The following is a 21,912-nucleotide window of genomic DNA, read 5'->3' as shown; positions in this document are numbered from 1 at the left end:
GGAACATACCGTCCGCCGCGGGGCGGTCGGGCGTTCGAAGCGGGCGGAAGCGGGGCGTTCGACCGAACGCCCGGGCGCCGCGGCAGGCCCCGGGGCGCCGTCTACTCCCCGAGATCGGCGGAGGGCAGGTCGGCGACGGTTGGGTCGGCGACGGTCGGTTCGGGGTCGTTCAGCGGGAAGACGCGGATCGAGCGAATCCGCATTCCGGACGGGCCCGAGGAGGTCGATGCGATCCGCAGGCCGATCTGCCCCCTCTCCGGGAGCCCCGGGACGGACTCCTTATCGATCGGCACGCCGTTGCGGGCGGAGGCGACCTCGTCGCCGACGACCCGCGCCTCCAACACGTCGTATCCCGCCGGTTCGCCGTTGTCCGCCATCGCTCGATAGGCGACGTGGGAGTTCGGCGTCGAGACGGTCGGCGGGCCGTGGCGGCCGTCCATGCGGCGGAACTTGCCGCCCATGCTGGCCGGGTAGCCGTTGTACGTGTGGACCATCAAGCCGTCCTTGCCCTCCGACGGCAGACGGACGAGCAGCCCGTGGAAGTACCAGTCATGCGGCTCGTACGCGATGCGGACCAGCGCGTCGCCGAACGGCCGTTCGTGGGTCAGGACGGCGATCCGTTCGCCCCGGACCGCGGGGAGCATGCCCACCAGCAGTCCGTCCTCCACGGACCAGAGGTCGCGGTCGCCCTCCCAGCCGTCCAGGGTCTCGCCGTCGAACAGTTCGACCCAGCCGGGGTCGTCCGCGGGGGGCGTGGGCAGGTTCTCCAGGCCCCCGTCCGGGTCGAGCGGGCGGAAGCGGAGCGAGCGGAACCGCACCGTGGCCGGGCCCTCCGGCGGGTTGCGATCCACGTCCAGCCGCAGGACCCGCCCGCGGGCCATGTAGGCGTCGGCGAGAGACCCCATGTCCACGCCGTTGACCGACAACGACGCGACGTCGTCCCGAACCTGCAGCCGGACTCGCTGCCAGCCGTCCGCGGCGTCGATCGCCTCCCAGGCCGCGGTCCGGGCGCGGTGCATCGGCTCGCGGGCGAGGTATTCCGCGTCGCCGCGGAGAGCGACGCGGGCGCTCAGGAAGCCCCACCGCTCCACGCCCGGGTCGCCGAGGGTCGCGTAGACGGAGTCGTCGTCCCTCGCGGAGCCGTCGTTCACCCGCCGGACCCGCACCTTGAGCTCGGCTTCGGGGGAGGGCAGGAATTCGAGATCCAGTTCGTAATCCTGCGGCAGGCGCTCCGGCGGGGGGGCGGCGAAGATCGGGGCGTCCCGCCCGGCCGGGAAGTCGGCGACCAACTCTCCGAATTGAACCGACCAAGTTTCCGGCGGGATCAGCGTCCACCCGGCCAGATCGCGTCCGTTGAGCAGGTCGACCCATCCGTCGGCGTCGGGTTCGGAATCCGTCAGGGACGCCGGCAGAACCTCGCCGTCGCCGCCGGACGCTCCGCCCTCGCCGGAGGAACCGGCTCCGCCGCCGGCGGCGTTGTCCGCGCTCAGGGCGGCGCCCTCGCTGGGGACGTTTATCGTCACCGTCTGCAACCACCCGTCCGGCAGGCGGTCGACGACCGTGACCACGCCCAACAGCGCGAGCGCCGCCGCCGCGAGGCCCCACCGCAGGCGCCGCGTCCAAGTCGCCGCGGTGCGTTTTCGATCCGGCTGCCGATCGCACTGGGGCGAGAGGGGCAAGGTCGGGGCGGCCGCCGGGGGACGCCCCGCGATCCGATCGGCGAGGATCGACTGCGGGCCGTCCTTCAGGTAGCCGGCGAGGGCTTCCCGCACCTCCCGCATGCTGCCGTACCGTTCCGACAGGGGGCGGGCGGTCATGCGTTTCCAGATCGCCTCCAGGTGCGGGTCCACCTCGTCCCGCAGCGCACGCGGCGGCGGCGGGTCTTCGGTGAGCGCCTTGCCCAGCACCGCCGTGACCGTGCCCTCGTAGGGCAACCGGCCGGTCAGCAGTTCGTAGAGCATCACGCCGAGCGCGTAGACGTCCGCCCGGGGGCCGACCTGCGCCGGGTCGCCGAGGATCTGCTCCGGGCTCATGTAGGCGGGGGTGCCCAGCGTGGCGCCGGTCTGGGTGACGAGGGCGTCGTCGGCCTCGCGGCGGGCGAGGCCGAAGTCGGTGATGTGGGGGCGTCCCTTCTCGTCCAGCATGACGTTGCCGGGCTTCAGATCCCGGTGGATCACGCCGTGGTCGTGGGCGTGGGCCATGGCGTCGGCCAGCTTGCCGATCAGCCGCACCGCCGAGCGCACCGGCTGGGGGCCGTGAAGGGCGTCCTTCAGGCTCTGACCGGGCAGGTAGGCCATGGTGATGAACAACTGCCCGGCCCCCGATTCGCCGGGGACCTGGCCGGCGTCGTGGATCGGGCAGAGGTTCGGGTGCCGCAGGGTGGCGGCGGCCCGGGCTTCACGGAGGAACCGTTCCGTCTGCTCCGGGTCCGCGGCGGCGGCGGCGGAGGGAATCTTCAGGGCGACGTCCCGGTCGAGCTGCTCGTCCCGGGCCAGGTAGACCGCCCCCATCCCGCCGCGGCCCAGTTCCCGCTGGATGCGGTAACGGCCGAAGGCCAGTTCGCCGTCGGCGAACTCGCCCTCGCCGGGCAGGACCGGGCCGTCGGAGTTCGGGTCGAAGGGCAACGTTTCGTTGCCGGAGAGCACCGTGCGCAACGCCCCCGCCGCGGTCGTGGCCTTCATCGCGGGGTCGGCGGGGGGATCGCTCCCCGCCGAGTCCGCCCCGGGTTCCGACGCCGAGTTCCCCGTGGATTCCGCCGTCGGTTCGTCCGTGGGGGGCGAGCCGTTCCAGACCGTCTGAGAGGCGCCTCGCTCCACGGTGCGATGCCCGGGACGCTCCCCGGCGGACGAAGGGGGGCGTTGCGGCATCGGGGCGACCGGCGGTCCGGGAGGGGAAGGCTCCGGGGTATTGTGCGGGAGCATACTGCACCGGCCGGCCCGTCCGCATGGACCGCGGGCGATTCGCCGGCAGGCGTTTTGAAGACGGACTGAACGGCGCCGAAACGATTCCCGGCGGCGGAGGCGGCAGTCCACGACGGGCGCGGCGACCTTGGCTGGGGACGCGCCGCCCGGTCAGCCGCACAACTCTTCCACGCCGCCGCGGACGGTGGCGAAGTGGATCGCCGCGATCGCCTCCACGTCCGGGGCGTAGCCGCCGGCCATCACGGCGGCGACCGGCAGGCCCCGCTCCTTTGCCCAGCGATAAACCATGAGATCCCGTTCCCGCAGGCCCTCCGCCGTCAGGCTGAGCCGGCCGAGGCGGTCGTGTTCGTACGGGTCGGCGCCCGCCACATAAATGATCAGTTGCGGCGCGAAGCGGCGGTCCAGTTCCTCCAGGGCCTTGCCCAGCGCCCACAAATAGGCCTCGTCGCCGGTCCGGTCGGGCAGGGGGACGTCCAGGTCGCTGACTTCCTTCTTCCCCGGATAGTTCCGCGCCCCGTGCAGGGAGAGCGTGAAGGTGGCGTCGTCGTCCCCGCACAGCGCCGCGGTGCCGTTGCCCTGGTGCACGTCGCAATCGACGATCGTCGCCCGCTCGGTCAGGCCGCGGGCCCGCAGGTCCCGCACGGCGACGACGGCGTCGTTGAACAGGCAGAAGCCCTCCCCGCGGTCGGCAAAGGCGTGGTGCGTACCGCCGGCGAGGTTCGCGGCGAACGGCCGGCCGGTTTGCAGCCCGGCGACGGCGTCCGTGCAGGCGGCGATCGTCGCCCCCACGCTGCGGCGGGAGCGTTCCACCAGGGCCTCGCTCCACGGGAAGCCCAGCCGGTTCACCTCCAGCCGGGTCAGATCGCCGGTCGTGATGCGGCGGAAGTAGTTTGGCGTGTGCACGCGGAGCAGTTGCTCGTCCGTCGCCGCCGGGGGCAGCGTGAGCGCCACGCCCGGCGGGCGGGCCTCCGCCAGCCAGGCGGCGACGCGTTCCCGCAGGCGCGTGTACTTCGCCATCGGAAAGCGGTGGCCCTCCGGCAGGGGCAGGGCGAAGGTGTCGGTGTGATACAGCACGGGCCTGTTTGGCGAGCGTGGGGCGTGAGCCCCATGAGGTGCGGGTGCGAGGGCCGAAGGCGAGGCACGGGTGCGGATCGTAGGGGCGGCGTTCGATTCGACCGCCCGGGGCGTGCCGAACGGCGTTGAGGGCCGTGCGGCGGACTGTCATCCTCCCCCGCCGATCAGCCGCCGCTCATGGGGTTCAGGCCTCATGAGTGCCTCTCGGAGGGCTGATTCGCCCTCTCAGGGGGCTGACGCCCCCTCGCTCGCCGATTCTCAGACCCGCCGCGCCCATGTCCCCGTTCGTCATCCTCGCCGTCGGGGTCGCGGTCGTGCTGGTGTTGATCCTGGGGTTCAAGATCAACGCCTTCCTGGCCCTGCTGACCGCGGCGCTGGTGGTGAGCTTGATGAATCCGCTGCAGCAGTCGGGAGAGGAGTTCGTCCCGGCGCCGGTCGGCGAGAAGGTCACCCGGGTGGCCGCGGAGTTCGGGGCGGCGGCGAAGAACGTGGGGCTGGTGATCGCGCTGGCGGCGGTCGTGGGGACTTGTCTGCTGGAGAGCGGGGCGGCGGACCGCATCGTGCAGTCGTTCGTGCGGCTCCTGGGGATCGAACGCAGCCCGATCGCCCTGCTGGGCAGCGGGTACGTGCTGAGCGTGCCGGTCTTCTTCGATACGGTCTTTTATCTGCTCGTCCCGCTGGCCCGCAGTTATTACGCCACCACGCGGAAGAACTATCTGAAGTGCCTGTGCGCCATCGCCGCCGGCGGGGCGATCACGCACACCCTCGTCCCGCCGACGCCGGGGCCGCTGACGCTCGCGGAGAACCTGGACATCGACCTGGGCGTGATGATGGGGATCGGCGCCCTGATCGCCCTGCCGGCGGCGATCGTGGGGCTGCTGTTCGGATCGTGGATCGACCGCAAAATGCCGGTCACGCCCGGCGGCGGCGGTCAGGCCGGAGTCCCCGACGCCCTCCCCGGCGGCCCGGAAAGCGGTACGACGCTCACGGCCCGCTCCGACGACACGCTGGTCAGCGGCGAAGCAGCGGACATCCCCAACCCGGACGCGATCGACGCCGCCCACATTCATGAGGCGAACCCCCCGGGGGCGCCGCGGCTGTCCCTCTGGCTGGCGCTGGTCCCCGTGCTGCTGCCGGTCGCGCTGGTGGGCGTGAAGACGACCGGGGACACCTATCTGCGGAACCAGATCGGCGTGTTGAAGGACGACGGGCTGGTGGCCCGCGACCTCGACCCCGGCGCCGCGGAGAGCGCCGCCGACGCCCTCGCCGACGACCCGGCGAACGCCGACCCGGCCGTCGCCGAATACCGGGCCCGGCGGGACGGCCCCGTCGGCTACGCCCGGGTGTTCGGCGACCCGAACCTCGCCCTGCTGCTCTCGGCCGCGGTGAGTCTGTTCCTGCTCTGGCGCCAGCGCCGCCCCAGTCGGGAAGCGATCGGCCGACTGGTCGAAACCAGCCTGATGAGCGGCGGGGTGATCATCCTCATCACCTGCGCCGGCGCCGCGTTCGGCGGGATGTTGAAGGAGGCCGGCGTCGGCAAGGCGATCGCGGACGCCTTCGGCGAGAGCAGCACCCAGGGCTTCGGCCTGCTGGGGCTGGGCTTCGGCATCGCGGTGCTGCTCAAGAGCGCCCAAGGATCGAGCACCACGGCGATGATCGTGACCAGCGGCATCCTCGCCGACTTCGTCACCGGCCCGGACGTCGCCGCGCTGCCCTTCCACCCGGTCTACCTCGGCACCGCGATCGGCGGCGGCAGTCTGGTCGGCAGTTGGATGACGGACAGCGGGTTCTGGATCTTCGCCAAAATGGGCGGCCTCACCGAGGCCGAAACCCTGAAAAGCTGGACCCCGCTGCTGACGATCCTCGGCGTGACCTCCTTCGCCACCAGCCTGCTGCTGGCCTGGCTGTTGCCGTTGACCTGAGACCGCGGACCGGACGGCGGGGCCGCCGGACGGCCGACGGCGGGGCGGCGGGCTGGTAAGGTGCCGCGCCCGTCCCGTCCGTTCCGCGTCAACGCCCGATGGCCGCCCCCACCGAGATCCGTCCGACCGTCCAGCCGGTCACCGACCGCATTCTCAAAAGCGAAGGCGAGGCCGGCGCCGCCTCCTTCGTGATCTTCGGGGCCAGCGGGGATCTCACCGCCCGCAAACTCCTGCCGGCGCTGTACGACCTCTGGCAGGACGGCTACCTGTCCGACGCCTCCCCGATCATCGGCGTCGCCCGGCGGGACAAAACGGACGCCGAGTTCCGCGAGGAAATGCACGCCGCGGTGAACGAGGAGGCCCGCACCGCCCCCGTCTCCGCGGAGAACTGGGACCGCTTCGCCGCCCGGCTGTTCTATCGCCGCCTCGACATCGCCACGCCGGAGCAATACGCGGCCTGGGGCGAGGAAATCAAAACGATCGAACGGGACGCCGGCGTGACGGACCGGCGGATCGCCTATCTGGCGGTCGGCCCCAACCTGTTTCACGACTGCGTGGAGGCCCTCGCCGGCGGCGGGCTCATCCCGGAGGACGATCAGGACGACCACCCGCCCTGGCTGCGGGTCGTCGTGGAGAAGCCGTTCGGCACGGACCTGGAGAGCGCCAAGGAATTGAACAGCGACCTGCGGGCCCGCCTGCGGGAAAAACAGCTGTATCGGATCGACCATTATCTCGGCAAGGAGACCGTTCAGAACGTCCTGATGTTCCGGTTCGGCAACGGCATTTTCGAACCGCTGTTTAATCGGCAGCACGTGGATCACGTGCAGATTACCGTGAGCGAATCGCAGGGCATCGAGGGCGCCCGCGGCGGGTACTACGACACCGCCGGCGCCCTGCGGGACGTGTTGCAGAACCACGTTCTGCAACTGCTGGCTTTAGTGGCGATGGAGCCGCCGGCGAAATTCGCCGCTGACGACATCCGCGACGAAAAACGCAAGGTGATGGAGGCCCTCCGCCCCGGCGGCAAAAAGCTCAACGAGTGGGCGATCGCCGGGCAGTACGTCGCCGCCGACGGGATGAACGGGTATTTAGAAGAGGATCGCATCGGCGAGAACAGCACGACCGAGACCTTCGCGGCGATGAAGGTGCGGGTCGACAACTGGCGCTGGAGCGGGGTGCCGTTTTATCTCCGCACCGGCAAGCGATTGCCGGAAAAACTCACGGAGATCGCCGTGCAATTCAAACTGCCGCCGATGCAATTGTTCCGCACGGTGGAGTGCAGCGGGGACGTCTGCGACCTGATCGGCGCCCAGCCCAACCGGCTGGTGTTCCGCGTGCAGCCGAACGAGGGCATCGAGTTGAGCTTTTCCTCGAAGCGGCCGGGCATGCAGTACCAGATTCACCCCGTCCGCATGGACTTCGACTACAGCGAAGCCTTTCCCACCAAGCTGCCGGAGGCCTACGAACGGCTGTTGCTCGACGTGATGCGAGGCGACCGCACCCTGTTTACCCGGGACGACGAGCTGGAAGCGGCGTGGCGGTTCCTCGACCCGGTCCTCAAGGCGTGGGCCAAGCCGGAGCACAAACCGGAGGACTACCCCGCCGGCACGTGGGGCCCGGACGCCGCGATGAATCTGCTGAGCGACAGCGGCCGCCAGTGGCGCGGGGAGCAGTAGGCCCGTGGACGTGCCGCCGCGACCGCTGACGGACCGCGAGGCGACGCTGGTGCGGTGGCTCCTGACTTGCGGCGGCCCCATCGGCGCCCGGTTTCTGCCGGAGGTCGACGACCTCCGCGTGGTCGGCCTCTGCGGTTGCGGCTGCGCGAGCGTCGACTTCGTCCGCGGCGGCGACGGCGGGATGCGGCCGTTCGCCCGTCATCAGTGGGACGGCCCGGACGGGGAGCCGTGCGGGGTATTCCTCTACACAATCGAGGATCGGTTGGCCGGTTTGGAGGTCCATTCGTGCGACGGTCCCGCCGGTCTGCCGAACCCCTCGAAACTCCGGCCGGGGCCGACTCTGGACGGCTGAGCGATCGTGGCGTTGCCCGCGTCGGCTCCGGCGCGGATGATCGGGCCCTCGCTCGTCCGTTCCGTCCGCCCCCGCGTCCCGTATGTTCCGCACCCTCGCCCCGCGACCCGCGCTCCCGAAGCGACGGGCGAAGAGCCAGTCGAAAGGCGGCAAACCGGCCCAGAAACGCAAGCCGGCGCCGATTTACGGCCCCGCCGAGCATGAGGCCCTGACCCGCGCCGGGCGGTTCAACGCGGAGCTGATGGATATGCTCCGCCCGCACGTGCAGCCCGGCGTGACGACCGCCAAGCTGGACGAACTGGCCTACGAATACACCCGCGAGCACGGCCACCGCCCCGCCACGCTGGGTTACGAGAACGCCCACGGCGGCCGGGACTACCCGGCGAGCATCTGCACCAGCGTGAACGAGGTCGTCTGCCACGGCATCCCCTCCGATTACGTGCTGAAGGAGGGGGATATCGTCAACGTGGACCTCACCTCGATCGTCGACGGCTGGTACGGCGACAGCAGCGAGACGTTCCTCGTCGGCGAGGTGGACCCCCGCACGGTCGACCTCGTGCAGGCGACCTTCGACAGCCTCTGGGCCGGCATCCACGCGGCCAAGCCGTGGGGCACCGTGTTCGACATCGGCCGGGCGATCTTCAGCCTCGCCCGGGACCGCGGCTATGGCGTCGTGCGGAACTTTCAGGGCCACGGGCTGGGCGAGGAGTTCCACCAGGAGCCCGGCATCCCCCACTACCCGGAGGAGCACGCCAAAAACGTCGTGCTCAAGCCCGGCATGTGCTTCACGATCGAGCCGATGCTCAACGCCGGCACGCACGACACCGGCAAGCCGGACCGCCGCGACGGCTGGAGCGTCCGCACCAAGGACCGCAAACCCAGCGCCCAGTTCGAGCACACGCTGTTCATGACCGATCACGGTCCGGACGTGCTCACCCTCACCCAGAACGGCCCCGCGGAGGGGCACCAGTTCGGAAGTTAGGCGGCGGGCGAGTCGTTCTTCTCCCCTCTCCCCTGAGGGAGAGGGGCCGGGGGTGAGGGTGCGGCGCAGCCGTCGGTGCGGGCGCCGGCGGAGGGTGATCGCTGCAATCCACGTCGGATTGCCCAGCGTTGCCGCTGCGCGGACCCCCTCACCCCCGACCCCTCTCCCCCAAGGGGGAGAGGGGAGAACCCTGTTCGAAGCCGCCTCGTCTGGCCGCGGGCGCCGCTACCGCAGTGACGGCGGTTTGCGGGTGTGGGGAATCCGTGGGCGGCGGACGCGTTCCTCCGGCCCGCGGAAGACGTACGGCTCCCACAGCGCCCGGACCGCCTCCCACTCGGCCAGCGTGCGGGTCGGATACCAGGGCGGCTCGCCGTGGGTGCGCATGTCGTACTCCGCGGCGTGTTTGAAGACCCACTCGCCGACGGTCGGCGTGGGCCGCTCCGGCGGGAAGACGCCCCGGGCCCGGAACGCCTCGGAGACGCCGCGGTCCGCAATCACCTCGGTCCGCCAGCGTTGCAACTCCGCGAGGAGTTCCGCCTTCGTCGCCGAGAGGGCCGGGTCGTCGGCGACGTTGTTTACCTCGTGCGGGTCGGACCGCAGATCGAACAGTTCCACCTCCGGTTTGCTCGGAGCGAAGAACGCCGCCTGCTCCGGCGTCAGTTCGCCCTTGAGATACAGCACGCTCATCTCCGCCAGGGCCGGGTAGGCGCCCTCTTTATAGGAGCTGAACTGGCACCAGGGCCGCTCCGGCATGAGGTTGAGGATGAGTTTATATTCTTTGGAGCGGATCGTCCGCATGGCGTCGTGCGTGGCGCCCATCCGGTCGCGGGCGGCGAACACGTACTTGCGGGCGGCGATCTCCGGGCCGAGCAGGCTCGCCCCGTGCAGCGGGACCGGCGGCGTGACCCCCGCCGCGTCGAGGGCCGTGGCGCACAGGTCGATCGCCGTCACCAGATCGTCGTTCACCCCGCCCGGTTCGATCCGCCCCGGCCACCGCACGATCAGCGGGACGTGCAGGCCGGGGTCGTAGAGAAACTGCTTGCCGCGGATGTGGCAGCGGCCGTGGTCCGCGGTGAAGAACACCAGCGTGTTCTCCGCCAGGCCCTCGTCCTCCAAACGTTTTAACAACGCGCCGACTTCCCGGTCGACGAGCTGCATCTGTTCCAACCCGTTCGCCCAGTCCCGGCGGATGAAGGGGGTGTCGGCGTAGTAGGGCGGCAGTTCCACGTCCGCCGGGTCGATCGGCCGTTGCGGGTCGCGGTTCCAGGGGCGGTGGGTGCCCTGAAAGCTGATGCGGGCGAAGAACGGCTGCCCTTCAGCCCGCTGCGTCCAGTCCGTCCCCTGAAATAATTCTTCCCGGGCGTCCGGCAGGAAGTTCACGTCCACCTTGCTGCTCATCAGGCAGGTGAAATACCCGGCGTCCGCCAGCAGATGCGGGATCTGCCGCACGCCGTGGGGCAGGGGCCGCTTGTCCTGCGTGCGGTGCTGCTCCGCCCCGATCCAGTTCTGATGAACGCCCGTCATCAACGCCGACCGCGACGGCGAGCAGACCGGCGCCGTGGTAAACGCCCGGGTATAGCGGACGCCCTCGGCCGCGAGGGCGTCGACGTGCGGCGTTTCGATGCCCGGCGTGCCGTAGCAGGACAGGTCGGGGCTCCAGTCCTCAATGGTGATCCAGAGGATGTGGGGCCGCTCCGCGGGCGCCGGGGCGGCGCTCGCCGTGGAGACGACGGCGAGCAGCAGGCCGACGGCCCGCAGGCCCGGGAGGGGGGCGAAAAGCATCACGGGGGCGGGGGCGAGCGTGGGGCGAGAGGGACTCCGACCAACCTAACGCGGCCCGCCGGCCGACGCCCCGCTCCTCCCGCCGCACTGCGGAGCGCCCCCCGCGCAAACAGACCTCCGCGCAAGCAAAGAAGCGCCCCGGCAACACGCCGGGACGCTTCAATACGAATCCGTTGAAAACGACGAGCCGCACGCGAGGCGAGGCGCGCCGGGCGATTAGTCCTCGGACCCTTCGCCCTCGTCCTCGGGCAGTCCTTCGGGGAGGGGCGCCATCCGCTCGCCGTCTTCGGCGTCGGGGATCACGGGCATCTTGTCCAGAGCGGGGAAGGCCGACTCGGGGATCTCCTCGAGGTTCTCCTTCTGGTCCTTCTCGGCCAGCTGGGAGTACTTCCCTTCGCCCTCGGCTTCCAGGTCGAACCGGCCGAGGTAGCGGTGGCTGTACGGGTTATAATAATACACGTACCGCGGCTGCGTCGGGTAATAGACGACGTACCGCCGGCGGTAGCTCGTGTAGGTCGGCGTGGGCTTATAGTGGTAGACGCGGTAGTGGTACCGCGACGGCGCGGAGTAGTGCCAGCCGGAGTAGTACTGGCGACGGGCGTTCGTGGCGTTGGCCTCGGCGGTCGACGCGGCGTCGAACGCGCCGGGCACGCACACGAGCCCGGCGGCCGCCGCGGCCATCAGGCCGGCCAGCAGGGTGGGGCGAAAAGCGGACATTGTGAGAGGTTTCAGCGGGGGGGACGGGGAGGTGACGGAGCGGACAAACCGACGGCCCTCCTACCGGCGTTCAGCCCAGAACTATCCCAAGCGGGGTTTGCGCCCGTGTCAACCTGCTGCTAACGGACTGTGAGGTCCGTGTCCAGCCATGGAACCCCGATGGCGTTTGGGGAGGCCCCCCGGTAAATTGGTCCTGATGAACGGCGCGGTCTGCGAACCGCTGAACGACCTGCCGCCGGCTGCGGGGAGACGGCACGCCGGCACGCGGCCGGACGTTCGGAACGCTCCCGGGGAAGCAGGCGGCGTACGGCGGCGTAGGGCCTTCACGACGCCGTACGTTCCTCCCGCCCGTATCCCCGCCCGTCCCTGCCCGAGGGACCGCTGATGTCTTCCCCGGAGCCTCCCGCCCGCCGCGACGTTCCTCGCACCTCCCGGCCCGGCCGGCCGGCGCGGTCTGCCGGGGGGGCGTTGAGCAGAGCGACGTTCCGCGGGACGGCGTTGCTGGTCCTGCTCATGGGCGGCGCCCCGTCGGTCGTCGCGGCAGACGGCGCCGCGCCCGGGCGGTACGCGATTCTCATTGGCAACGACGCCTATCCGGGGTTCGAACTGTCCGCCTCGTCGGCCAACTTGGAGGCCGTGCAGCGTTGGCTGCGCGACGAGGCGGGCTATGCGGAGGAGGAGATTCACCTCCTGCGGAACGCCACCCGGGCGCAGTTCCTGACCCAGTTCGATCAGGCGCTCGCCGCGATTCCCGCCGACGGGCCGAAGGCGAAGCAGATCTTCTTCTACTTCAGCGGTCACGGCACGATCCGTCCCGACGAGGACGGGGACGAGCTTCAGCAGGTCGGCGCCCACGGCGCCGGGGCCGGCGACTTCATCGACGAGGCGTTCGTGATGATCCCGACCGGCCCGGCGGCCGGCGCCCCGCTGAAACCGTCCCAATACGCCGAGGAGGACCTCGTCCGCGACGACGAGTTCTTCCTGCAGATGTGCGCCCTGACCGGGCGCTGCGACGAACTGGTGGTCGTCGTCGAGGCCGGCCGGGTCGGGGGAGCGGGGGCCTCGGCGGACGGCCCGCAGACGAATATGGCGCCCGGCGGGTTTCTGGAGGCGCCGCGGGACGCCGACCCGCGGCGGAAATCGGCGACCGACGGGCAGGCCGTGGATCTCCGCCGGACGCGGTTCGACGACTCCTGCACGCTGCTGTTCTTCGCCGCCTCCGCGGCCCTCCGGACCGACGCCGCGTCCAAGAACGCCGCCGCGGGCGGCGTCTCGGGCAGCTCCCCGGACGGTTCCGCCAGCCGGTTCACGAGCGAGATGCTGAGCCTCCTGCGTCAGCCGGACGTGACGTGGCGGGCGCTGTGCGAGGCACTGGAGTCGTCGGACGATCAGCCCGGGAACACGGCGACCGCGGTGGCGCTCCACGGCAATCTGCAGCGGGACGATTTCCTGGTGCGGGAGGAACTGCTCGGCCGCGGCGAGGCGGCGTCGCCGCGGGGGTTCGAGGCGTTCGAGTGGCGGGTGCAGAATCGCCGCGGCAATCGCTCCCCGTTGGACCTGGAGGCCGACCGCCTGCCCCCCGGCACCCGCCCCGAACTGTGTCTCACCCCCCGCAGCGGCTTGCTGTACCTGTACGTCGTCGACGCCGGTCCGGTCTCGCCGGAGCCCGGCGCGCCCTTCGAACCTCGCCTGCTGTCCGCCTGGCCGGAGGCCGAGGACGGGGCCCGCACGTTGCGGACGGAACGGATCGCGCTGCTCCCCGGGCCGACGCCCCACAGAATTGAAGTGCTCGGCTCGCCCTACCGCCTGCCGGCGCTGAACGCCCGGCGCCTGCTGGCGCTCGCCGGCGCCGAACGGATTCACCCCGCCCCGGCGTCCCCGACGACGGTCGACGAGGACCGGCGGAGGACGGTCGAGGACCTCCTGGACGAATGGATGTTCCTGCAGAGCGACACGGTGGCGGAGAACCTGTGGGCCGTGGTCGCAAACGTCGACCCGGCCGCCGCGAAGGCCGCTTCGACCCAGTTGGAGTTCCGCGAGCGGGACGAACTCGTCGATCGCCGGCTGGCGCTGGTCGTCGCCGGAGCCGGGGGGGAGGCCGGAACCGCGGGGGCGTTCCCGCCGGTCCGCGTCCGCTTCGTTTTGCCGGCCGCCCCGGGCGATTCGGCGAACCGCGAGCCCTCAAACGAGGAACCCGCCGCGACGGACTGAGCCGTCGCGGCGGGTTCGGTGCGGAGGTCAGTCCGTCTTGTTGAGCCGACCCTTCAGCTCATTCAACAAGTCGAACTCACAGCAGGTCGAACTAACAAGCAGGTCGAACTAGTCCAGCAGGACGGAGTACTCAAGGCGAACGATGTCGTCGTAGAGCACGTCGTCGGTGAGGGCCAGGCCGTAGCCGGCGTAAACGCTCTGCCGGCCGAACAGGTACCGCAGGCCGACCTTGTAGTTGACGATCGTTTCGCCGTCGGCGTCGGTGACGTCGATCTGGCGGGTCGCCGGGTTGAACTCGGACTGCTGGCCGTCGTAGAAGGTCCAGCCGACGAACTCGTTGAGGAGTTGCAGGTTGGTGTCGCGGGTTTCGACCAGGTCCAGGGCGGCGCCGAGGCCGAAGCGGAGCACGTCGCTGGTGTAGTCTTCGCCGTTGAACTCGGTGCCGTTGCCGGCGTCGACGTAATACTGCGCCTCGCCGAACAGGTGCAGGTCGTCCGACAGCGATTGCTGGAACAGCAGGCCGGGCACGATGAACTGCGTGCCGTTGCCCAGGCCGAAGTCCGGATCGCCGGTGTTCGTCTGGTACATCAACTGAAACGTGAGGGCGGTGTCGCAGTCGTCGTACAGCGATACGCGAACGCCGGCGTTGATGTCGCCGAGACCGTCGTCGGCGAAACCCTGATCGCGGAACTGGTCGTAGCCGCTGACGTCCCGCCAGGGGACCTCAACGAAGGCGGAGACGCCCTCGACCACTTCCAGTTCGAGATAGGCGGAGATCTCGTCGTAATCGAAGCCGTCGATCACCGGCCGGACGGGGCCGGTCGGGCCGCTGACGGTCTGGCCGGGGACGGCGGCGACGTTGCCCGGGTTGCCGGGGCCGATGAACACGGCGGGAGTGCCCGGGGGCAAGGACGCTTGCAGCGCCGGGGTGTCGTAGGCGCCGTAGAGGAATTCGCCGCGGTCGCTGTTGCCGTCGCGGGCGCCGCTGTAGCGGAGGCGGAAGCGGCTGGCGACGACGGCGGGGTCGATGTAGCCCGGGTCGCCCACGCCGCCGCCGACCGCCGCGAGGCCGGAGCGGCCGGCCAGCGGGTTGGCCGTGTTGGCGACGAGGTTCTGGGCCGCCGGCGAGGGCGGGGCCGTCCGGGAGAACGTCTCCGGCAGCAGCTCCGTGGCGGAACCGTCCATCGGGGCCGGCGGCGCCGGCGTCACCGGCGTGATCACGCCCGGCGGGCAGGGGTTGTAGGCCGGCGGGCAGGGGTTGTAAGCCGGCGGGGGGCACGGCGGCGGACCCGCGAACGCGGGGGTGGCGGCGCCGCCGGCGACAATGCCGAGGACCGCCGCCCGCCGCAGGCGATCGGCGTGACGTTTCAGGGGGGGCAGCATCGGTCCTCCTTGACCGGAGTGGAACGTGAGCGTGACGCCGAAAACACGGAGCGTCCGCGACTCGTTCCATATCGGAGCGGTTTCACGCGTTCCTGAAGGCCGGACGGCCCAGCGCCTGCCGAACGCTCGCCTTCTTCACTAAAATCGCTGGGGGGACGAGGTTTTTTGTCTGTTCCCCGCCGGTGTCGGGACTGTCCGGTCCCGATCAATCCTTCGGAACCAGAGCGTCCGATGTTCATTCGGTCAGAACCCTGTTCCCCCCCCGGAACCACGTCGCTGGTTGTGACGGCTCTGTCGCTGGCCGTCGCGTCGCTCACGGCCCTGACGGCGACCGGCGGGACGGCGCTCGCGCAGGTCGGCGTGGCGACGCCGAACGTGCCCCCGGCAACGGCGAACCCGAGCTCCCCGCCGGTGGTCGCGGCGCCGCCCGTCACAGCGCCGCCCGTCACGTCGGCGCCCGTCACGTCGGCGCCCGTCACGTCGGCGCCCGTCACGTCGGCGCCCGTCACGTCGGCGCCCGTCACGTCGGCGCCCGTCACGTCGGCGCCCGTGGTGCGGGCGCCGACGGCGGCGGAGCGGGAGGCCAACGGGCGGCGGCAGCTGTTCGTCGCCAGCGACCGCGACGGCCACGCCGCCAGCGTGCAGGCCCTCTGCTTCACCCCGGACGGTCGGCGCCTCCTCTCCGGCGGGCACGATAAGCGGGCGCTGGTCTGGGATTGGAACGCCGGGACCGTCGTCGCCACGCACCGCTGGCTGGCCGAGGAGGGCCTGTTCGGGGCGGTCCGCGCCGTGGAGGTCTTCGCCCGGCCCGACGGCACGACTGCAGCGGTGATCGGCGGATACGGCGGCACGGACCGGATCGGCGATTTGCAGTGGGTCGACGTGAACGACGACAGTCGCGAACCGCTGCACTACGAACCCGCCGGCCCGGACGGGGCGGCCGCGGTCGGGCATCGAGCGGTGATACACGATCTCTCCGTGTCGCCCTCCGGGACGACCGCCGCCTCCGTCGACGACGCCGGCCGCGTGCTGGTGCGGTCCCAGGCGCCGTTCGGGCCGGCCCGGGAGTTGCGGGCGGCCGTGCAGTTGCCGCAGGGCGACGGCTGGTTGCCGATCCCGCGGTGGCCGGTGGCGCTCGTCGGGGAGACTGACGTCGTCGCCCCCGCCCCCGGGCCGGCGCCTCACCTGTGGAAACTGCATCTTCTCTCCACCAACGGCGGCGGCACGGAACTGGCGCTGCCGGGCGGCGCCTTCTGGGTGACGGCGCTGGCCGCCTCGCCGGTCGGCGATCGCTTCGCCGCGGCGTACGTCGACGCCGCCGGCAAGACCCGCGTGCTGGTCTGGATCCGCCGGCCCGGCGGGGCCTGGGCCTTCGCCGACCTGCCGATCCCGCCGGGGGCGGGGTTCCAGATGTCGCTGGCCTTCTCCGCGGACGGCAGCCAACTGGCCGGGGCGGGGGAGGCGACCGACCCGTCCGCCGGTTCCGCGGTGGTGTGGGACGTGCGGACCGGCGCCGTGTCGCTGACCCTCGGAGCCGTGGCCGACCGGCTGACGCCGCCGTCCGGCTGCGCCCTCTCGCCGGACGGCCGCACGCTGGCGCTCGCCCAGGGCAACGACGTGCAGATCTGGGACGTGCCCACGAAGCGGCTGGTTCGCACGCTGGTCGGGGGGCCGCGGTTCGATCGCGTCGCCTTCGATCCGGCCGACCCGAGGGACGGCGGCACGGGGTACTCGATCGTCACCCAGGTCGCCGCGACGCGGGAGGCCCCCGCGACGGCCTTCCGGTTCGCTCCGAAGCGGCAGCGGCTGGTTCCCGCCCCGCTCCCCGGCCCGGCCGACCGTCGCGGGGCGGAGATCGCCGCCGGGCTCACGCTGGAGCCGTACGCCGGACCGGCCACCTGTTTTCGGCTCATCCCGGCCCAGCGGGGCCGGTCGGCGGAGGCGGTCGCCGTGGGCACGGCGCACGGGGCCTTGTTCGTCTACGCCGCCGACGGTTCAAACCGGCTGCTGCGGACGTTCTGGGGGCATCAGGACCGGTTGAACGACGTGGCCGTCGCGCCGGACGGGCGGTACCTCGCCACGGCGTCGGACGACGGCACGGTGCGGTTCTGGTCCCTCGACGACCTGCCCGACCCCGCCGCCCCGGACCGCGACGCCGACGCGGCCCTGAAGCGACTGTGGGGCTTGGAGATCGAACGGGCGCCGGAGGGCGGGCGGGTCCGGGTGACGGCGGTGGCGGAAAACGCCTACCTGCACCGCAAGGGCATCCGGTCGGCGGACCTGCTGCGGACCGTCGCCGCAGTGCGGGAGGGGGCGCCGGCGTTCGCCACGTTCGAGCAGGTCCGGGACGAACTGTCGGACGTCCCCTGGCACGAGCAGACGAACTGGCGGTTCGACCGGCAGGGCCAGCCGCTGCCGCCGGCCACGCGCGTGGCCCGGCCGGTGTTCATGCCCACGCTGACGCTGGCGGTCGAGCAGGGCCGGGGCGACGGCTGGGTCGCCTGGCACCCCGACGGCTACTTCATGTACGCCGGCGGCGGGGCGAACCGGATCGGCTGGCAGGAGAACCGCGGCGCCGGCGAGCGGCCCGCCTTCCTGCCCTTCTCCGCGGTGCAGCGGCGTTACCACCGCCCGCAGGCCGTCTCCCGATTGCTGGAGGCCGGCGCCTGGCAGGCCGCCGAGGAGGCCGCCCCCGCCGAGTCCGACCTCCCGGACGAACCGCCGCCACAGGCACCCGTTAAGCCGCCGGTCGTGCCGCCGGTCGTGCCGCCCGAAGACGCCGCCCCGCCGCCGCGGGACGCCCGGCCGCGGATCGACATGGCGTCGCTGCTGTCGGTCTCGCACGCGGCGGAGTCCGTTCTGTTCGAGGCGACGCTCGGCGCGACGGAGGGGGACCCGATTCAGAGTTGGGCGGTGCGGGAGCTGAGCGGCCCGGTGGTCGCCTCCGAACAATTCGACCCGCCCCGGGCAACGGCGACCGTGCGGCAGTCGCTGCCGTATCTCCCCACGGCAGAAGACCCGGGGGAGAAGGGGTTCGCCCTCGAGGTCGTCACGGCCTCCCAGCGGCGGTTCTTCCAGCGTCTGATCGTCCTTCGGGACTCGCCGCCGGAGCAGGTCGTCTCCTCCCCGGATGTGTCGCTGGAATGGCTCACGCCGTCGCTCTCGGTCCGGTCCGGCGGGGGGGCCGGCGGGGAGGGCCGCGTCGTGAACAGCTTGGACCTGCCGGTGCGGGTCCGGGTGACGCCCCGGCAGGGGCAGACGATCGACGCTCTGCGGTTCCGCGTGAACGGCCGCTACGGGGCCAGCGCGCCGGCCCTGCCGACGGCCGGGGACGCCGGCGTCTACGAGGCCACGCTGCGGCTGGCGCCGGGGCCGAACCGCATCGTCGCGGAGGTGGAGATGCGCGAGGACCGCATCCCGCTGGGCGACGCCCCCATCGACGTGCGGGCCGAGGCGATCCCGGAGGAGGAGGGCTACCCGCAGTTGTGGGTGCTCGCCGCGGGCGTGGAGCGGTACGCCCCGCCGCTGGGCCGGCTGGCGCTGGCCAACGACGACGCCCAGCGCGTCGCCCGGTTCTACGACGAGGGCGGCCGGCGGACGCTGACCGCCGGGGGCCACTACAGCGAGGTGAACGTCACGCTGCTGGAGGACGCCGGGGCGGAGGATCTGGACCGCGCCTGGCGGCGGATCTCGGGGAAGGTCGGGGAGGGCGACACCGTGCTGTTTCTGTTCTCCGGCCACGGGGTGCGGGCGGCCGGCGCTCGGTCCGCCGCCGGGCGGGGGGGCGAAGTCGGGGAGCGGTTCTACCTGATGCTCGCGGACGCTTCGGAGGGGGATTTCGGCGCGAACTCGTTGTCGGCGAGGGAACTGGTGGAGCACGCCGTCGCAGTTCGGAACAAGGCCTGCCAGGTGGTGATCCTGATCGACGCCTGCCACAGCGGGGCGCTGATTCCGCAGGACGGCGCGTTCCTCGGCGAAGAAGACCTCGCCGCCCTGACCTCCTCTTCGACCGACCTGACCGCCGCGGCCTCGGCGGTGGGGGCGAAAACGGGGATCGCGGTGCTGTGCTCCTCCTCCGGCGACGCCTACTCCTTCGAAGGCCGCGAACCGATCACGAACGGCCTGTTCACCTGGGCGGTCGCCTCGATCCTCGACGGTTCGGCCCTGTCGCCGCCGCCGGGGCACCCGAACCTCGCCGACGTGGAGATGTCGCTCGCCCCCGGGGCGGAGATCTCCCTCAGCGCCGTGCGGAACTACGTCCAGAAGACGGTGCCCCGGCTGTTCGCCCTGCAGGGCCTCCGGGACGAGGGGGGAACGCAGCGGCCGGTGTTCTACGACATGTCCGGCGTCGATCCGACCTCGATCATCCTCAGCCGCTGGCCATAGGACCGGGGACGAAACGGCGGACCGGGGGGAGTCCGCGGCGGATTGTTGGATATGGTGCGACGTCTCCCCTTGGAAAGCCGTCCGATGCCCGATCCGTCCCCCGCCGACCCGCTGCGGTACGCCCGTCGCTGCTATGAGATGCACACCGCCTACGGTGCCGCGCTGGCCGCCGATCTGCCCGAGGAGCGGCTCACCGAACGCCCGCAGCCGGGGATGAATCCGCCGGTCTGGATTCTGGGGCACGTCGCGGTGGTGGGGAACTTCTCGCTGACCGTGCTGAAAGGGCTGGGGGTCGAGGCGACGCCCGTGGATCTGCCCGGCTGGCGGGAGAACTTCGGCATCGGCAGCCAGCCGCTGGTCTACGCCGACGGCTTCACGCCGCCGAACGGCGAACAACTGCGGGCCGCGGTGCGGGAGACGCACGACCGCGTCCTCGCCGCCGCGGCGCTCGTCCCTGCGGCGGCGCTGGACGAACCGCTGCCGCCGGAACTCGAGCGGCTCGCCGGCCGGTTCCCCCGCGTTGGCGATCTGCTCACCCATCTGCTGACCACGCACGACGCCGTCCACTGGGGCCAACTGAGCGCCTGGCGCCGGGCCGCGGGGCTGACGGCGATCAAGACCCTCTGAGGGGCGACGCTCTGACGGGCCGCTCGGGATCGATTGCGGCGACTTTGCCGATTCTGCCGAAGAGTCCGCCGCGCCCCTGCCGATAGGGACCGAAGAACCGGCGCCCCGTCGCGCCGGTCCCCCTCCCCCTGACCGGCGATCGTCGTGCTCTACGGCCTGTATCAATCCGCCCAGGGAGCGGCGACGAACCAACGTGAGTTGGAGGTCACCGCCAACAACATGGCGAACGCCGGCACCACCGGCTTTAAGCGGGAGCTGGCCCTCGCCGGCCACTACCGCCCCCACGCGGACAACCGCCTGTCGTTCGGGCAGGGGGGCGCTCCGCCGTCGCTGACCGACCTGCCGGGCACGAATCCGTTCGACCTCGGCTCCGCCCTCGCCCGGATGACGGGTGGCAACGGCCTGGCCGCGACGGCGATCGACCTCGCCCAGGGGCCGCTGAATGAAACCGGCGGCGACCTGGACGTCGCCCTCGCCGGCCCCGGGTTCTTTCAGATTCAGTCCGACGACGGCCCGGTTCTCACCCGCGACGGCCGGTTCACCCGGGGGCCGGACGGCACGCTGGTCACCGCGGAGGGCGGCCGGCCGGTGCTGGGCGAGGGCGGGGGGGCGTTGAACGTCCCCGCGAACGCCGCCCGCATCGGCATTGCCCCGGACGGCACCCTCTCCGCCAGCTTCGACGACGGCACGAACTACCCGCTGGGCAAGCTGAGCCTCGTCGAACCGACCGACCCCCGCAGCCTGACCAAGCAGGGCGACGGCCTGCTGACCGCCGCGGAAACCCGCCCCGTCGACCCTCGGGAGACGAACGTGCGGCAGGGCTTCGTGGAGGGCAGCGGAGTCGACAGCGTGAGGGAGACCATGTCCATGATCGCCGCCAGCCGCGGGTTCGAGACGAACGTGAACCTCGTGAAGCTCCAGGACGACACCCTCGGCCGCCTGCTCGCCGCCGCCCGGCCGTGATGAGCGATTCCTCGGGGGGCTGACGCCCCGCCGTTCGCCCTTCCGCCTCCCGCCTTCGTCCCTCCGCCTTCGAATGTCTCTCCGCGCCCTGCAATCCGCCGGAACCGGCATGCACGCGTTCGAGTTTGAACTCGACGTGATCGCCAACAACCTCGCCAACGCCGGCACCACCGGCTTCAAGCGGGAGCGGGCCAACTTCGAGGACCTGTTCTACGAGCACCTCCGCCTGCCCGGCGCCCCGGACGCCAACGGGAATCCGGTCCCGCTGGGCGTGGAGGTCGGCCTCGGCACCCGGGTCGCCAGCACGCAGCGGACGTTCTCTCAGGGCAACATGATGGAGACCGCCGGCCAGTTGGACGTGGCGATCGGCGGCGACGGATTCTTCGTCGTGGAGGACGAGAACGAGACGATGTACACCCGCGACGGGGCCTTCACCCTTAATCCGGACGGCGAACTGGTTCTCGCCAGCGCCGACAAGGGCCGCCGGCTGGTCCCCGGCATCACCGTCCCGCCGGACACGCTGGAAGTGTCCATCTCCCCGGACGGCGTGGTCAGCGTTTTGCAGGCCGGACAGAACCAGGCCCAGCAGGTCGGGCAGTTGCAGCTCGCCCGGTTCGTCAACCCGCAGGGCCTGATCCACCGCGGCGAGAACCTCTACAGCGTGACCGACGCCAGCGGCCAGCCGCTGGAGGGCCAGCCCGGCACCGAGGGCCGCGGCGTGCTGCGGCAGAACTACCTCGAACAGTCCAACGTCGAGCCGGTCCGCGAACTGGTCGGGCTGATCAAGACGCAGCGGAACTTCGAACTGAACACCCAGGTCGTGCAGGCCGCGGACAAAATGCTCGAACAGATCGCCAACCTGCGGCGGTTCTGATCCGGCTTGAAGACCGCTTGCGGTCTCGCGGACGACGATTCC

At 71.4% G+C, this 21,912-nt stretch carries 15 protein-coding genes; 9 read left to right on the top strand and 6 right to left on the bottom strand.

The genetic code is table 11. The annotated features are described in order from the left end of the window. Nucleotides 1-101: 101 nt before the first annotated feature. Nucleotides 102-2,681, bottom strand: coding sequence for a protein kinase domain-containing protein (locus CA12_RS00900; protein WP_207622085.1), 2,580 nt, complete (start codon nt 2,679-2,681; stop codon nt 102-104). 390 nt (nt 2,682-3,071) lie between these two features. Next, complete coding sequence (locus tag CA12_RS00895; protein ID WP_145361218.1) at nt 3,072-3,938, bottom strand: histone deacetylase family protein; 867 nt, start codon at nt 3,936-3,938, stop codon at nt 3,072-3,074. Nucleotides 3,939-4,270: 332 nt separating this feature from the next. On the opposite strand from CA12_RS00895, the gene CA12_RS00890 reads away from it, so the two are divergent. The 4 genes from CA12_RS00890 to map all read left to right on the top strand — a co-directional run bounded on the left by CA12_RS00890 (nt 4,271) and on the right by map (nt 8,927). Next, the gene (locus CA12_RS00890; protein ID WP_145356713.1) at nt 4,271-5,917 is read left to right on the top strand and encodes a GntP family permease; all 1,647 of its coding nucleotides are present in this window, start codon (nt 4,271-4,273) and stop codon (nt 5,915-5,917) included. Nucleotides 5,918-6,015: 98 nt separating this feature from the next. Beyond that, the gene (gene zwf / locus CA12_RS00885) at nt 6,016-7,593 is read left to right on the top strand and encodes a glucose-6-phosphate dehydrogenase (RefSeq protein ID WP_145356712.1); all 1,578 of its coding nucleotides are present in this window, start codon (nt 6,016-6,018) and stop codon (nt 7,591-7,593) included. A 10-nt stretch (nt 7,594-7,603) separates the two neighbouring features. Next, nucleotides 7,604-7,945 carry a hypothetical protein gene (locus tag CA12_RS00880; protein ID WP_145356711.1) on the top strand — a complete coding sequence of 114 codons (342 nt, stop codon included), beginning with the start codon at nt 7,604-7,606 and terminating at the stop codon, nt 7,943-7,945. Nucleotides 7,946-8,027: 82 nt separating this feature from the next. Beyond that, entirely contained in the window at nt 8,028-8,927 is a 900-nt protein-coding gene (gene map / locus CA12_RS00875) for a type I methionyl aminopeptidase (protein WP_145356710.1), read from the top strand. Nucleotides 8,928-9,152: 225 nt separating this feature from the next. Here map and CA12_RS00870 read toward each other — a convergent pair whose 3' ends face one another. Further along, entirely contained in the window at nt 9,153-10,709 is a 1,557-nt protein-coding gene (locus CA12_RS00870) for a sulfatase family protein (protein ID WP_145356709.1), read from the bottom strand. Nucleotides 10,710-10,925: 216 nt separating this feature from the next. Then, nucleotides 10,926-11,426, bottom strand: coding sequence for a hypothetical protein (locus CA12_RS00865; protein ID WP_145356708.1), 501 nt, complete (start codon nt 11,424-11,426; stop codon nt 10,926-10,928). 498 nt (nt 11,427-11,924) lie between these two features. On the opposite strand from CA12_RS00865, the gene CA12_RS00860 reads away from it, so the two are divergent. Continuing rightward, nucleotides 11,925-13,637, top strand: a complete 1,713-nt coding sequence (locus tag CA12_RS00860; RefSeq protein WP_207622084.1) for a caspase family protein — start codon at nt 11,925-11,927, stop codon at nt 13,635-13,637. 108 nt (nt 13,638-13,745) lie between these two features. On the opposite strand, the gene CA12_RS00855 is transcribed toward CA12_RS00860, so the two are convergent. Next, nucleotides 13,746-15,020, bottom strand: a complete 1,275-nt coding sequence (locus CA12_RS00855; protein ID WP_145356706.1) for a hypothetical protein — start codon at nt 15,018-15,020, stop codon at nt 13,746-13,748. Then, entirely contained in the window at nt 15,005-15,529 is a 525-nt protein-coding gene (locus CA12_RS23140) for a hypothetical protein (protein ID WP_390614127.1), read from the bottom strand. Before CA12_RS23140 ends, CA12_RS00855 begins: the two co-directional genes overlap by 16 nt. Here CA12_RS23140 and CA12_RS00845 point away from each other — a divergent pair. The 4 genes from CA12_RS00845 (at nt 15,432) to flgG (ending at nt 21,870) form a co-directional block, all read left to right on the top strand. Beyond that, entirely contained in the window at nt 15,432-19,406 is a 3,975-nt protein-coding gene (locus tag CA12_RS00845; RefSeq protein ID WP_390614126.1) for a caspase family protein, read from the top strand. The two genes, CA12_RS23140 and CA12_RS00845, sit on opposite strands and share 98 nt — an antisense overlap. Before the next feature lie 84 nt (nt 19,407-19,490). Next, a complete protein-coding gene (locus CA12_RS00840) occupies nt 19,491-20,033 on the top strand; it encodes a DinB family protein (RefSeq protein WP_165700467.1) in 543 nt (180 codons plus the stop codon). 144 nt (nt 20,034-20,177) lie between these two features. Next, nucleotides 20,178-20,996 carry a flagellar hook-basal body protein gene (locus CA12_RS00835; RefSeq protein WP_145356703.1) on the top strand — a complete coding sequence of 273 codons (819 nt, stop codon included), beginning with the start codon at nt 20,178-20,180 and terminating at the stop codon, nt 20,994-20,996. A gap of 73 nt (nt 20,997-21,069) precedes the next feature. Next, nucleotides 21,070-21,870, top strand: a complete 801-nt coding sequence (gene flgG / locus CA12_RS00830; RefSeq protein WP_145356702.1) for a flagellar basal-body rod protein FlgG — start codon at nt 21,070-21,072, stop codon at nt 21,868-21,870. Nucleotides 21,871-21,912 lie beyond the last annotated feature (42 nt).

This window comes from Alienimonas californiensis (assembly GCF_007743815.1).
In the GTDB taxonomy this organism is placed as follows: Bacteria; Planctomycetota; Planctomycetia; order Planctomycetales; family Planctomycetaceae; genus Alienimonas; species Alienimonas californiensis.
Note: the sequence above shows the minus strand (reverse complement) of the source record. Positions and strands in the feature narration are given on the sequence as shown.

Bases quoted from the DNA above. Each gene is read 5' to 3' on its own strand.
- CA12_RS00890 (WP_145356713.1), top strand. From the start codon at position 4,271: ATGTCCCCGTTCGTCATCCTCGCCGTCGGGGTCGCGGTCGTGCTGGTG.
- CA12_RS00895 (WP_145361218.1), bottom strand. From the start codon at position 3,938: ATGGCGAAGTACACGCGCCTGCGGGAACGCGTCGCCGCCTGGCTGGCG.
- CA12_RS00900 (WP_207622085.1), bottom strand. From the start codon at position 2,681: ATGAAGGCCACGACCGCGGCGGGGGCGTTGCGCACGGTGCTCTCCGGC.
- CA12_RS00840 (WP_165700467.1), top strand. From the start codon at position 19,491: ATGCCCGATCCGTCCCCCGCCGACCCGCTGCGGTACGCCCGTCGCTGC.
- flgG (WP_145356702.1), top strand. From the start codon at position 21,070: ATGTCTCTCCGCGCCCTGCAATCCGCCGGAACCGGCATGCACGCGTTC.
- CA12_RS00870 (WP_145356709.1), bottom strand. From the start codon at position 10,709: ATGCTTTTCGCCCCCCTCCCGGGCCTGCGGGCCGTCGGCCTGCTGCTC.
- CA12_RS00865 (WP_145356708.1), bottom strand. From the start codon at position 11,426: ATGTCCGCTTTTCGCCCCACCCTGCTGGCCGGCCTGATGGCCGCGGCG.
- map (WP_145356710.1), top strand. From the start codon at position 8,028: ATGTTCCGCACCCTCGCCCCGCGACCCGCGCTCCCGAAGCGACGGGCG.
- zwf (WP_145356712.1), top strand. From the start codon at position 6,016: ATGGCCGCCCCCACCGAGATCCGTCCGACCGTCCAGCCGGTCACCGAC.
- CA12_RS00855 (WP_145356706.1), bottom strand. From the start codon at position 15,020: ATGCTGCCCCCCCTGAAACGTCACGCCGATCGCCTGCGGCGGGCGGCG.